This is a genomic window from Hylemonella gracilis str. Niagara R (genome assembly GCF_000600295.1).
In the GTDB taxonomy this organism is placed as follows: Bacteria; Pseudomonadota; Gammaproteobacteria; order Burkholderiales; family Burkholderiaceae_C; genus Hylemonella; species Hylemonella gracilis_A.
Genome location: NZ_JEMG01000001.1, coordinates 1,332,128 through 1,345,597, shown reverse-complemented (window position 1 = coordinate 1,345,597; position 13,470 = coordinate 1,332,128). Strand labels below are relative to the sequence as shown.

Below are 13,470 nucleotides of genomic sequence, written 5' to 3'. Positions count from 1 at the left end.
CCTCATGCTGCTCGAGATGCGGAACATCCGCAAGACTTTCGCGGGCGTGGTCGCCCTGGACCGGGTGAACCTGCGGGTCCAGGCCGGCGAGATCCATGCCATCGTCGGCGAGAACGGCGCCGGCAAGTCCACGCTGATGAAGGTGCTGTCGGGCATCCATCCCCACGGCAGCTACGAGGGACAGATCTTCTTCGATGGGCAGGAACGCCGTTTCGAAGGCGTCCGTGACAGCGAGCGCCTGGGGATCATCATCATCCACCAGGAGCTGGCGCTGGTGCCGCTGCTCTCCATCGCCGAGAACATCTTCCTTGGCAAGGAAACGGCGCGCCACGGCGTGATTGACTGGATGGTCGCGCACGCCAAGACACAGGCCCTGCTGAAGAAGGTTGGCTTGCGCGAACCCACGGACGCGCTGGTGGGCCACCTGGGCATTGGCAAGCAGCAATTGGTGGAGATCGCCAAGGCGTTGTCGCGCGAGGTCCGACTGCTGATCCTGGACGAACCGACGGCCAGTCTCAACGAGGAGGACAGCCAAGCCCTGCTGGACCTGTTGCTGGAACTCAAGGCGCAGGGCATCACCTGCATCCTGATTTCCCACAAGCTCAACGAGATTGCCCGCGTGGCCGACGCCATCACCGTGCTGCGTGATGGCAGCACCGTGGAGACGCTGGACTGCCGCGCCGGACCGGTCAGCGAGGACCGTGTCATCCAGGCCATGGTCGGCCGCACGATGGAAGACCGCTACCCGCGCCGCCAGCCCCGAATCGGCGAAACGGCCTTCGAAGTGCGCGACTGGTGCGTGCACCATCCGCAACGCGGAGATGTCTTCATCAAGGGCGTCAACCTGCAGGTGAAGCGCGGCGAGATCGTGGGCATCGCGGGGCTGATGGGCGCGGGCCGCACCGAGTTGGCCATGAGCATCTTCGGCCGTTCCTGGGGCCAGCGCATCAGCGGCCAGGTGCTGCTCAACGGCCAGCCCATCGACGTGAGCACGGTGGGCAAGGCCATACGCCACGGCCTGGCTTACCTCACCGAGGACCGCAAGGGCTACGGCCTGGTGCTGGACGAGGACATCCGCTTCAACCTGCCACTGGCTCGCCTGGAGGGCGTGTCCAGCGCTACGGTGATCGACGAGGCGCGCGAGCACCAGATCGCGCAGGACTACCGCGAGCGGCTGCGCATCCGCTGCTCGGGCGTGGACCAGAAAACGGTCCACCTCTCGGGGGGCAACCAGCAGAAGGTGGTGCTGAGCAAGTGGCTCTTCACCAACCCCGAGGTGCTCATCCTCGATGAACCCACGCGCGGCATCGACGTGGGTGCCAAGTACGAAATCTATACCCTCATCGCGCAACTGGCCCAGGAGGGCAAGTGCGTGATCGTGATCTCCTCGGAGCTGCCGGAACTGCTCGGCATCTCGGACCGCATCTACGTGATGGACGAAGGGCGCTTCGTCGCCGAGATGCCCACGGCCGAGGCCTCCCAGGAAAAAATCATGCGAGCCATCGTGAAAACCGCCTGACCATGTCCCAGTCTCCTGCTTCCACCCATTCCTCCATGCCCCAGGCCGCCGCGCCCAAGGCCGCAGCCGGTCGGTCCGCGCTCGATCATCTGAAGCACAACTTCCGCGAGTACGGCATGCTGATCATGCTGATCGCGATCATGGCCTTCTTCCAAGTCATGACCGAGGGCACGCTGATGCAGCCCTTGAACCTGACCAACCTGGTTCTGCAGAACAGCTACATCGTCATCATGGCGCTGGGCATGCTGCTGGTGATCGTGGCGGGCCACATCGACCTCTCGGTGGGCTCGGTCTGCGGCTTCATCGGCGCGCTGGCGGCGGTGCTGATGGTGGAGTTCGAGTGGCACTTCCTGCCCGCGACCCTGGTCTGCCTGCTGTGCGGCGGCCTGATCGGTGGCATCCAGGGTTGGTTTGTCGCCTACTCCCACATTCCCTCTTTCATCGTCACGTTGGCTGGCATGCTGGTCTTCAAGGGCCTGGCGCTGGCCCTGCTGGCGGGCCAGTCGGTGGGCCCCTTCCCCGACGCCTTCCAGATGCTCAGCTCGGGTTTCATCCCCGACCTCTTCAACGCGGAAAACCTGCGCCTCACCTCCCTGCTGCTGGGCGTGGCCGCCGCGGCCGCGCTGGCCCTGGCCGTGCTGCGCACGCGCGCCAAGCGCCTGCGCCATGGCATGCAGGTCGAGCCCGCTTCGCTGTTTCTGCTCAAGACGGCGGTCTTCGTCGCCCTGCTGGTCTATTTCAGCTACCTGCTTGCGTCCTACAAAGGCTTGCCCAATGTGCTGGTCGTGATGGCCGTGCTGATCGTGCTGTTCGACTTCGTCACCAGCCGCACCACCATCGGCCGGCGCCTCTACGCCATGGGCGGCAACGAGAAGGCCGCCAAGCTGTCCGGCATCAAGACCGAGCGCCTGGCTTTCTACGCCTTCGTCAACATGGGTGTGCTGGCCGCGCTGGCGGGCCTGGTGTTCGCCGCGCGCCTGAACACCGCCACGCCCAAGGCCGGCCTGGGCTTCGAGCTGGACGTGATCGCAGCCTGCTTCATCGGCGGCGCCTCGGCTTCGGGCGGCGTGGGCAAGGTGCTGGGCGCGGTGATCGGCGCCTTCGTGATGGGCGTGATGAACAACGGCATGTCCATCCTGGGTATCGGCATCGACTACCAGCAGGTCATCAAGGGCGTGGTGCTGCTGGCGGCCGTGCTGGTCGATGTCTACGGCAAGAACAAGGCCTGAGCCATGACCCCCATCGACCGAGTGCCCGTACTGGAACTGAGCGGCATCCACAAGCACTTCGCTGGCATCCCCGTGCTGCGCGATGTGCAGCTGCGCCTCTACCCCGGCGAGATCCACGCGCTGATGGGCCAGAACGGCGCGGGCAAGTCCACGCTGATCAAGGTGCTCACCGGCGCGATCCCGCCCAACGGCGGGCAGATGCGGCTGGCGGGAGCTGAGTCAGCCGGCGAACCGATCTCCGCTTGGCCCGAATCGCCCCTGGCGGCGCAACGCCTGGGCATCAGCACCGTCTACCAGGAGGTCAACCTCTGCCCCAACCTGACGGTGGCGGAAAACATCTACGCCGGCCGTTATCCGCGCAAGGGCTGGTTCCAAGGCCGACGCATCGACTGGGCCCGGGTGAACCGGCAAGCACGTGAGCTGGTGGCCCGCGTCGGCCTGGACATCGACGTGACACGCCTGCTCTCGGACTACCCCGTGGCCGTGCAGCAGCTGGTGTCCATCGCCCGCGCCCTGAGCATCGAATCGCGCGTGCTGATTCTGGACGAGCCCACGTCCAGCCTGGACGACGAGGAAGTGCGCAAGCTCTTCGAGGTGCTGCGCCGCCTGCGCGACGACGGCTTGGCGATCGTGTTCGTCACACACTTCTTGAATCAGGTCTATGCCATCTCGGACCGCATCACCGTGCTGCGCAATGGCAGTTGGGTGGGCGAGTGGCCGGTTGCGGACCTGCCCGCACCCGCCCTGATCGCGGCCATGCTGGGCCGTGAGCTGGCCGCTTCTTCGTCCAGCAAACCCGACGCACCTGCCTTCGACGACGCCACGCCCGCGCTGCTACAGGCCGAAGGCCTGGGCCAGAGCGGCCAGCTCCAGCCGGTGGATCTGCGCCTGCGCCCCGGCGAAGTGGTCGGTCTGGCCGGGCTGCTGGGCGCCGGGCGCACCGAGCTGGCGCGCCTGCTGTTCGGCCTGGAACTGCCCGACCGGGGCGTGCTGCGTGTCGACGGTCAGGTGGTGACCTTCTCCAACCCCATGGACGCCATCCGTCAGGGCCTGGCCCTGTGCCCGGAAGAACGCAAGACCGATGGCATCGTCGCCGACCTGTCGGTGCGCGAGAACATCGCGCTGGCCCTGCAGGCCCGCCAGGGCATGGGCCGCTTCCTCTCGCGCGCCGAACAGAGCGCGCTGGCCGAGCGTTACGTGCAGCTGCTGGGCATCAAGACCGCCAGCGTGGAGACGCCCATCGGCCTGCTGTCCGGCGGTAACCAGCAGAAGGCCATCCTGGCGCGCTGGCTCGCCACCGAACCCCGGCTGCTGATCCTGGACGAACCCACGCGCGGCATCGACGTGGCCGCCAAGCAGGAAATCATGGAGCAGATCCTGCGCCTGGCGCAGGCCGGCATGGCGGTGCTCTTCATCTCGTCGGAGATGAGCGAAGTGGTGCGCGTGGCGCACCGCATCGTGGTGCTGCGTGACCGCCACAAAGTCGGCGAACTGCCCGCGGGCAGCAACGAGGATGCCGTCTACGAACTCATCGCCAACGAACATGCCTGAAGAACGCAACTCCCCCTCTTACATCGGCGTGCTGCTGCGCCATCGCCTGGCTTGGCCGATCATCACCTTGCTGCTGCTCTTGGCCGTGAACACGGCCTTCAACGACAGCTTCCTGCGCATCGAGTGGCGTGACGGCCATCTGTACGGCAGCCTGATCGACATCCTGAACCGCGCAGCACCCCTGGTCCTGGTCTCGCTGGGCATGACCATGGTGATCGCCACGCGCGGCATCGACATCTCGGTGGGCGCCGTGGTGGCCATCGCCGCCGCCGTGGCGGCCTGGATGATCGGCGGCTCGGTCGCGGGCGACGAAAGCCGCTTTCCCCTGCCCCTGGCCTTGCTGGCCGCGGTGGGCGTGGCCACCCTGTGCGGCCTGTGGAATGGCGTGCTGGTCGCGCGCATCGGCATGCAACCCATCATCGCCACGCTGATCCTGATGGTGGCGGGCCGCGGCATCGCGCAGCTCATCACCGACGGGCAGATCATCACCATTTACTACAAACCCTACTTCTTCCTGGGTGGGGGTTATCTGGCCGGTCTGCCCTTCTCGCTCTTCATCGTCGCCGCCGTCTTCGTGCTGCTCTACCTGGCCGTCACGCGCACGGCGCTGGGCCTGTTCATCCAGGCCGTGGGCATCAACCCGTCCGCGGCCCGCGTGGCCGGCGTGCGCTCCAAGCGCCTGATACTGGGCGCTTATGTCTTCTGCGGCCTGTGCGCCGGCATCGCCGGGCTGCTGATCAGCTCCAACGTGAAAAGTGCGGACGGCAACAACGCCGGACAGCTGCTGGAGCTGGACGCCATCCTGGCCGTGACCCTGGGCGGAACCTCGCTGCTGGGCGGGCGCTTCAGCCTGGTGGGCAGCGTGATCGGCGCACTGATCATCCAGACCCTGACTTACGCCATCTACTCGCTCGGGGTTCCACCCGAGATCAACCTGGTGGTGAAGGCGGCCGTGGTCTTCCTGGTGATGCTGCTGCAGTCACCCGAGTTCCGCGCCGAGCTGGGTCTGCTCATCCGCCGCAAGACGACGCGGGAGGCCTGGTGATGCACACCGCCTCCCCCCGCACTTCCACGATGGCCGCGAGCAGCCCCGCGGCCACCGAGGCCCAAGCTCTTGCCTCCCCCGTCCGGTCCTCCAGCATGAACGCCAAATACCTGCCGCTGGTCGCCACGATGTCCCTCTTCGTGCTGATGGCCACCCTGGGCTCGCTGCTCTACCCCGGCTTCTTCTCGACCCAGGTGTTCCTCAACCTGCTGATCGACAACGCCTTCCTGATCATCGTCGCCATCGGCATGACTTTCGTGATCCTCACCGGCGGCATCGACCTCTCGGTGGGCTCGGTGGTGGCCCTGAGCACCATGGTGCTGGCCACCCTGGTCGAGCACCATGGTTGGAGCCCGGCGGCGGCCATTCCCGTGGTGCTGCTCATGGGCTCCAGCCTGGGCGCCTTCATGGGTTTCCTGATCCAACGTTACCGGCTTCAGCCCTTCGTCGTGACGCTGGCCGGCATGTTCCTGGCCCGCGGCCTGTGCTACCTGATCAGCATCGACTCGATCACCATCACCCACGAAGGCTATTCGGATTTGGCCCAGTGGCGCCTGTACTTCGGCGAGAGCGCCTCACTGTCGCTGGGCGCGCTGATCGCGATTGCCCTGCTGCTGGTGGCGATCTTCGTCGCGCACAACACGTCCTTTGGACGCGCGGTGTATGCCGTGGGCGGCAGCGAACAATCCGCCCTGCTGATGGGCCTGCCCGTGGGTCGCACCCTGGTGGGCGCCTACCTGCTCTCGGGTTTCTGCTCGGCGCTGGGCGGCGTGGTCTTCACCTTCTACATGCTCTCCGGCTACGGCCTGCACGCGACCGGCATGGAGCTGGACGCCATCGCGGCCGTCGTGATCGGTGGCACCTTGCTCACCGGCGGTGTCGGTTACGTGGCAGGCACCCTGTTCGGCGTGCTGACCCTGGGCATCATCCAGACGCTGATTTCCTTCGACGGAACGCTCAGCTCCTGGTGGACCCGCATCGTGGTCGGCGTGCTGCTGCTCATCTTCTGCCTGCTGCAGCGCGTGCTCGCGCGCCGGCCGGCCCAACACGTCTGATTTCCATCGTCCTTTTTTGTCCCATCATGACCACCCCCACGAAAAAGAAACTCCGTTCCACCGAATGGTTCGGCACCGCCGACAAGAACGGCTTCATGTACCGCAGCTGGATGAAGAACCAAGGCATCCCGGACCATGAGTTCGATGGCCGCCCCATCATCGGCATCTGCAACACCTGGTCGGAGTTGACGCCCTGCAACGCGCATTTCCGCAAGATCGCCGAGCATGTCAAGCGCGGGATCTTTGAAGCCGGCGGTTTCCCGGTCGAGTTTCCGGTGTTCTCCAACGGTGAATCCAATCTGCGCCCCACGGCCATGTTGACGCGCAACCTGGCCAGCATGGACGTGGAAGAAGCCATCCGCGGCAACCCCATCGACGCGGTGGTGCTGCTGGTCGGCTGCGACAAGACCACGCCCGCGCTGCTGATGGGCGCGGCCAGCTGCGACGTGCCGGCCATCGTGGTCACCGGCGGCCCCATGCTCAACGGCAAGCTCGACGGCAAGGACATCGGCTCGGGCACGGCCGTGTGGCGCTTGCATGAATCGCTCAAAGCGGGCGAGATCAACGAGCACCAGTTCTTCGCGGCCGAGGCCGGCATGTCTCGCTCGGCCGGCACCTGCAACACCATGGGCACAGCCTCCACCATGGCCTGCATGGCCGAGGCGCTGGGCACCTCGCTGCCGCACAACGCGGCCATTCCCGCCGTGGACGCGCGCCGTTACGTGCTGGCCCACATGTCGGGCCGGCGCATCGTGGAGATGGCGCACGAAGGGCTCACGCTGTCCAAGATCCTGACGCGCGAGGCCTTCGAGAACGCCATCCGCACCAACGCGGCCATTGGCGGCTCGACCAATGCGGTGATCCACCTCAAGGCCATCGCCGGGCGCATCGGCGTGCAACTGGAGCTGGAAGACTGGACGCGCATCGGCCGTGGCACGCCCACCCTGGTGGACCTGCAGCCCTCGGGCCGTTTCCTGATGGAGGAGTTCTATTACGCCGGTGGCCTGCCCGCCGTGCTGCGCCGCCTGGGTGAAAACAAGCTGCTGCCGCACCCGAACGCGCTGACCGTCAACGGCAAGAGCCTCTGGGACAACGTGCGCGAAGCGCCCCAGTACAACGACGAGGTGATCCGCCCGATCAACAAGCCACTGATTGCCGACGGGGGCATCTGCATCCTGCGCGGCAACCTGGCGCCGCGTGGCGCGGTACTCAAGCCCTCGGCCGCTTCGCCCGAACTGCTCAAGCACCGGGGTCGTGCCGTGGTGTTCGAGAACCTGGAGCACTACAAGGAACGCATCGTCGACGAGAACCTGGACATCGACGCCAGCTGCGTGATGGTGATGAAGAACTGCGGCCCGCGCGGTTATCCGGGCATGGCCGAGGTCGGCAATATGGGTCTGCCCCCGAAGCTCTTAAGACTGGGCGTGAAGGACATGGTGCGCATCTCCGACGCGCGCATGAGCGGCACGGCCTATGGCACGGTGGTGCTGCACGTCGCACCCGAAGCCGCCGCCGGCGGACCGCTGGCCATCGTGCGTGACGGTGACTTCATCGAACTCGATTGCGAGCAGGGCCGACTGCACCTGGACATCAGCGAGGCCGAACTGGCTCAACGCATGCAGGCGCTGCAGAAAACCGACATGGGCGGGCGTGGCGGCTACCAGCGCCTGTACGTGGACCATGTGCTGCAGGCCGATGAAGGCTGCGATTTCGATTTCCTGGTCGGCTGCCGCGGGTCTGCTGTGCCGCGCCATTCGCATTGAGGCAATGAGACACCCCCCTGAGTCGCTTCGCGCCTTCCCCCCGCTCTCGCAACGCTGCGCGTTGCGGGCAGGGGGACGCAGCCAGCGCGGCGGGGCGGCCCTTGCGCGGCTGCCGCGCCTGTTTCGTGGACTACGGGCAGCGCTTAGCGCTCTCGAAAACTGATTGAGCAACAACTCCGCAACCCCATGCCAGCAACACCCCCCTCTCTGTCATCCCCTCGGTATCGAGGCATCTTTCCCGTGGTGCCGACCATCTTCCATGAGAACGGCGAACTGGACCTGGACGGCCAGAAACGCTGCCTGGATTTCATGATCGATGCAGGCGTCGATGGCCTGTGCATCCTGGCCAATTTCTCCGAGCAGTTCTCGCTGTCCGACGAGGAACGCGAAATCCTCACGCGCACCTCGCTCACCCACGTCGCCGGTCGTGTGCCGGTGATCGTCACCACCACCCACTACGGCACCGGCGTCTGTGCGGCGCGCAGTCGTCGCGCGCAAGACATGGGCGCGGCCATGGTGATGATCATGCCGCCCTACCACGGCGCCACTTTCCGGGTGCCTGAAGCGCAGATTCACGAGTTCTACGCGCGGGTCTCGGACGCCATCGACATTCCCATCATGGTGCAAGACGCCCCCGCCAGCGGCACGGTGCTGACGGCGCCCTTCCTCGCGCGCATGGCGCAGGAAATCGAACACCTGGCCTATTTCAAGATCGAGGTGCCCGGCGCGGCCAACAAGCTGCGCGACTTGATCCGCCTGGGCGGCGCGGCCATCGAAGGCCCCTGGGACGGCGAGGAAGCCATCACCCTGCTGGCCGACCTGGACGCCGGCGCCACCGGTGCCATGACAGGCGGTGGCTTTCCCGACGGCATCCGCCCCATCATCGTGGCGCACCGCGAGGGCAAGGCGGATCTGGCTTTCGAGCTGTACCAGCGCTGGCTGCCCCTGATCAACCACGAGAACCGCCAAGGCGGCATCCTGACCGCCAAGGCCCTGATGCAGGCCGGTGGCGTGATCGCCTGCGACGCGGGCCGTCACCCCTTCCCGCCCATGCACCCCGAGGTGCGCCGCGGTCTGCTGGACATCGCGCGCCGGCTCGACCCCCTGGTGCTGCGCTGGGGACGCTGATCGGTCATGGCTCCACGCGACGCGCCCCACGGCAACGGTCTGATCGGACTGGACTGGGGCACCACGTCCCTGCGCGCCTACCGCATGGACACGACGGGCCAGGTACTGGAAACCCGCCAGCGCCCCTGGGGCATCATGCGCCTGCCCCAGCCCAACGAAACGCGCGCCAAGACGGACTCCCCCACATCGGGCTTTGAACTGGCCTTCGCGGAAAGCTGCGGTGACTGGCTGGACGCCGATCCCACGCTGCCCGTGATCGCCTGCGGCATGGTAGGCAGTGCCCAGGGCTGGAAGGAAGCCGCCTACCTGGAACTGCCGCTGCCGTTGACGCGCATCGGCGAACGGCTGACCGTGATCGAACGCCCAGGCCACGCGCCCGTGCATGTCGCACCCGGGTTGATCCAGCGCCAGGGCCTGCCCAATGTGATGCGCGGCGAGGAGACCCAGATCCTCGGCGTGGTGGACGGCTTGGGCAACGAAGCCTCCGCCGACGAGGAGCTGCTGATCGGCCTGCCGGGTACGCATTCGAAATGGGTGAGCGTGAGCCTCGGATCGGCGCCAAGCCGGACCGTGCAAGACGCCCGCGTGACCCACTTCGAAACCTTCATGACCGGCGAGGTCTACGCAGCGCTGCGCGGGCACACCATCCTGGGCCGCACGATGAGCGCGACACCGGACGCCGATCCCGCCGCCTTCGAACGTGGCGTGCGCGTGGCCGCTGAACCCACTGGCGCGGCTGGCCCCTTGTCGACCATCTTCAGCACCCGTACCCTGGGCCTGACCGGTGCGCTGGCTCCGTCCTCCCAGGCCGACTACCTCTCCGGCCTGCTGATCGGCCACGAAGTCGGCGCGCTGGCGGGCTTGCTGCGCGCACGGGGTGCGCACCCCCGCCTGCTGCTCTGCGGTGAACCTGATCTGTGCCAGCGCTACATGCTGGCCTTGCGCCTCCACGGCCTGCCCGAGCCGACGCTGGCGGAGCAGGCCACGGCACGCGGCCTCTGGCGACTGGCTCTCGCGGCCAGACTGATCGAAGCGAGCACCACCGAGACCCCACCATGAAACACCCTGCCCTGCACACCGCCCTGGCCCAATGCGGCTTGATCGCCATCCTGCGCGGGCTGCGTCCGGTCGAAGCCGCCCGTATCGGGCTGGCGCTCTACGATGCGGGCTTGCGCCTGATCGAGGTACCGCTGAATTCGCCCGACCCGCTGGAGAGCATCCGCGCCCTGCGCATCGGGCTGCCCCTGGACTGCCTGATCGGCGCGGGCACGGTGATCGACCCCGCTGACTGCGCGCGCATCCACCGCGCCGGTGGCGAGTTCATCGTGATGCCGCACAGCGACGCCGCCGTGATCCGCGCCGCCCAGGCCGCCGGCCTGGCCTGCTGCCCCGGCGTGGCGACGCTGACAGAGGCCTACGCCGCGCTGGCCGCGGGCGCGGACGCGCTCAAACTCTTTCCCGCCGAACAACTGAGCCCCAAGGTGCTGCAAGCCTGGCGCTCCGTGCTGCGCCCGCCGGTGGCCCTGCTGCCGGTCGGGGGCATCACGCCCGCGCACCTGAACGCCTACGTGCAGGCCGGCGCCAGCGGTTTTGGACTGGGCTCGGCCCTGTACAAACCCGGCTTCGACGCGATGGAAGTGGGGCGGCGTGCCCGCGATTTCGTCGCGGCCTGGCGAGAGACACGCGGCGAACACGAGATACAAGCATGAAGATCACCCGACTCAGCACTTTCATCGTCCCGCCGCGCTGGTGCTTTCTGAAGATCGAAACCGACGCGGGCATCGTCGGCTGGGGCGAACCGGTGGTCGAAGGCCGCGCCCATTCCGTGGCCGCGGTCGTCGAGGAACTGGCCGACTACCTCGTCGGCAAGGACCCGCGCAACATCGAGGACCACTGGACGGTGCTCTACCGCGGTGGTTTCTACCGAGGCGGCGCCCTGCACATGAGTGCGCTGGCCGGCATAGACCAAGCGTTGTGGGACATCAAGGGCAAGCACCTGGGCGTGCCCGTCTCGCAGCTGCTGGGCGGCAATGTGCGCGACAAAATCCGCGTCTATTCCTGGATCGGTGGGGACCGGCCGGCCGACACGGCCGCGGCGGCACTGCGCGCGGTCGAACGCGGCTTCACCGCCGTCAAGATGAACGGCACCGAGGAACTGCAGTACATCGACAGCCACGACAAGGTCGACAAATGCCTGGAAAACGTGGCTGCGGTGCGCGAGGCGGTCGGCCCCTTGGTAGGCATCGGGGTGGACTTCCACGGACGCGTGCACAAGCCCATGGCCAAGGTGCTGATCAAGGAACTGGCGCCCTACAAGCTGATGTTCATCGAGGAGCCGGTGCTCAGCGAGCATTACGAGGCCCTGAAGGAACTGGCGCCGCTGAGCGCCACACCCATCGCCCTGGGCGAGCGCCTGTATTCGCGCTGGGATTTCAAGCGCATCCTGTCGGAAGGTTACGTCGACATCATCCAACCCGACCCGTCGCACGCAGGCGGCATCACCGAGACCCGCAAGATCGCCATGATGGCCGAGGCCTACGACGTGGCCCTGGCCCTGCATTGCCCGCTGGGCCCCATCGCGCTGGCCACCTGCTTGCAACTCGACGCCGGGTGCTACAACGCTTTCATCCAGGAACAGAGCCTGGGCATCCACTACAACGCGAGCAACGACCTGCTCGACTACGTGGTCAACCGCGAGGCCTTCGCCTACGAGAACGGCATGGTGACCATCCCGCAAGGCCCGGGCTTGGGCATCGAGATCAATGAGGACTATGTGAAGGAGCGCGCCGCAGTCGGCCACCGCTGGCGCAATCCGATCTGGCGGCACACGGACGGCAGCTTTGCGGAGTGGTGACGGGGGGGCGCGAGAGGCGCTGCCCCGGGAAGCGATTGCTTGCGATCCAAGTCGAAAGCACTCCGACAGCGCGGCCGACTAGATCCTAGGGGCTGCTTGGCAGCGGTTGCTGCCGTAGGGCGAGGTCAGGTATGCTTACCCTGTTCCCACGAAGCGGCTGTTCAGTTTGTCAACTTCGTGTTAAGACACGTCAACCTGCTCAAATGCCGATGCGTAGATGCCTCACCCACGGGGAAACGTCGCAACCCGTTTTCCCTGGAACAACCGTTTGTAGTGCCCCGGCGTTTGACCCGTCTCGCGCGCAAACAACCTGGAGAATGTCGCCAGGTCGTGGTAGCCAACGGCAACCACGACTTCAGCGACGGACATGGAGCTGAGTTCCAGCAAGTGCTTGGCCTTTTCGATACGGGCCTTCTGCAGCCACTGAAGAGGTGTCATGCAGGTTTCCTGGCGGTAACGTCGAAGTACCGTACGTGAAGTGACGTTGAAGGCGTCGGCCAGAGCGCAGAGGTTGTACGTTTCACTGAGGCGTTGTGCCAGCCACCGATTGACCTGCGTTGAAAACGGCGCGCGGTTCTGTGGAATCAACGCCGTGTCAACGTAGGCCCGCTGACTGACGCGCCCCCCATCGATCAGCGCCAGCTTGCTCACCGCGCGGGCCACAGCGGAGCCCATGCTCTCACGGATCAGGTGCAGGCCCAGATCCATCACGCTGCTCACAGCTCCGGTGGTCGTGACACCACCGTCTGACAGGATCACAGCATCCTTCTCAATCTGTACGTCGGGATACCTGTCTTGGAACTCACTCACAAAGGGCCAGGCGGTGGCGGCGCGTCGACCCTGGAGTACGCCCGCCTCCGCCAGGACGAAGCTGCCGATGCAGACCGAGGCCAGCTCTGTGCCTTGCCCATGGAAGCGGCGAATTGCCTTCAGTTCCTGGCCTAGCCGAGCAAAGCGCTCGTCCCACTCACCGAACCGGGAGACCTCCAAACCGGGAACCACGATCAGATCCGGCTTGCCCCGCAGGCGCTGCGCCGCCACCTTGAACCCGCCTGCGATGGCCACAGGGTTTGGCCGGAGTGTGACGAGCTTGACCCGCAGCGCAGAGAATTTTCCCGGGTGCATGTTCTTGGCCAGGTGATTGGCCATGAGCACCAGGTCCGTCAAGGCAAACACTTCCATGCCCATGCAGCCCGGGTAGACGAGGATGGCGATCTCCTTGATCATTTATTTGTCCGAATGTCTTAAATGCACAAAATATAGTCTGAAACGACACTGGCTGATCACGCTGGGAACGAACAAGATGAAGCCTCACTCAACCACTGA

General features: G+C 66.0%; 11 protein-coding genes. 10 read left to right on the top strand and 1 reads right to left on the bottom strand.

From position 1 onward, the window contains the following. Window positions 1–4 precede the first annotated feature (4 nt). From mmsA to dgoD, 10 genes are all read left to right on the top strand, one after another. Complete coding sequence (gene mmsA, locus AZ34_RS06180; protein WP_035606000.1) at window positions 5–1,519, top strand: multiple monosaccharide ABC transporter ATP-binding protein; 1,515 nt, start codon at window positions 5–7, stop codon at window positions 1,517–1,519. Window positions 1,520–1,554: 35 nt separating this feature from the next. Continuing rightward, the gene (gene mmsB, locus AZ34_RS06175) at window positions 1,555–2,748 is read left to right on the top strand and encodes a multiple monosaccharide ABC transporter permease (protein WP_197026601.1); all 1,194 of its coding nucleotides are present in this window, start codon (window positions 1,555–1,557) and stop codon (window positions 2,746–2,748) included. A 3-nt stretch (window positions 2,749–2,751) separates the two neighbouring features. Continuing rightward, window positions 2,752–4,299, top strand: a complete 1,548-nt coding sequence (locus AZ34_RS06170) for a sugar ABC transporter ATP-binding protein (RefSeq protein ID WP_035605995.1) — start codon at window positions 2,752–2,754, stop codon at window positions 4,297–4,299. Beyond that, complete coding sequence (locus tag AZ34_RS06165; RefSeq protein WP_035605992.1) at window positions 4,292–5,344, top strand: ABC transporter permease; 1,053 nt, start codon at window positions 4,292–4,294, stop codon at window positions 5,342–5,344. Before AZ34_RS06170 ends, AZ34_RS06165 begins: the two co-directional genes overlap by 8 nt. A 95-nt stretch (window positions 5,345–5,439) precedes the next feature. Then, window positions 5,440–6,399, top strand: coding sequence for a galactofuranose ABC transporter, permease protein YjfF (gene yjfF, locus AZ34_RS06160; protein WP_051510077.1), 960 nt, complete (start codon window positions 5,440–5,442; stop codon window positions 6,397–6,399). Window positions 6,400–6,425: 26 nt separating this feature from the next. Then, the gene (locus AZ34_RS06155) at window positions 6,426–8,162 is read left to right on the top strand and encodes an IlvD/Edd family dehydratase (protein WP_035605986.1); all 1,737 of its coding nucleotides are present in this window, start codon (window positions 6,426–6,428) and stop codon (window positions 8,160–8,162) included. 186 nt (window positions 8,163–8,348) lie between these two features. Continuing rightward, window positions 8,349–9,290, top strand: coding sequence for a dihydrodipicolinate synthase family protein (locus tag AZ34_RS06150; protein ID WP_035605983.1), 942 nt, complete (start codon window positions 8,349–8,351; stop codon window positions 9,288–9,290). A 6-nt stretch (window positions 9,291–9,296) separates the two neighbouring features. After that, window positions 9,297–10,349 carry a 2-dehydro-3-deoxygalactonokinase gene (locus AZ34_RS06145; protein WP_035605980.1) on the top strand — a complete coding sequence of 351 codons (1,053 nt, stop codon included), beginning with the start codon at window positions 9,297–9,299 and terminating at the stop codon, window positions 10,347–10,349. Continuing rightward, a complete protein-coding gene (locus AZ34_RS06140) occupies window positions 10,346–10,999 on the top strand; it encodes a 2-dehydro-3-deoxy-6-phosphogalactonate aldolase (protein WP_035605977.1) in 654 nt (217 codons plus the stop codon). The genes AZ34_RS06145 and AZ34_RS06140 overlap by 4 nt, the downstream gene beginning before the upstream one ends. Further along, window positions 10,996–12,144: a galactonate dehydratase gene (dgoD, locus tag AZ34_RS06135; protein ID WP_035605975.1), complete on the top strand. Its 1,149-nt coding sequence runs from the start codon at window positions 10,996–10,998 to the stop codon at window positions 12,142–12,144. The genes AZ34_RS06140 and dgoD overlap by 4 nt, the downstream gene beginning before the upstream one ends. A 222-nt stretch (window positions 12,145–12,366) precedes the next feature. Here the strand turns inward: dgoD and AZ34_RS06130 are convergent, their stop codons facing one another. Beyond that, window positions 12,367–13,371, bottom strand: coding sequence for a GlxA family transcriptional regulator (locus AZ34_RS06130; protein WP_035605972.1), 1,005 nt, complete (start codon window positions 13,369–13,371; stop codon window positions 12,367–12,369). Window positions 13,372–13,470: the final 99 nt, after the last annotated feature.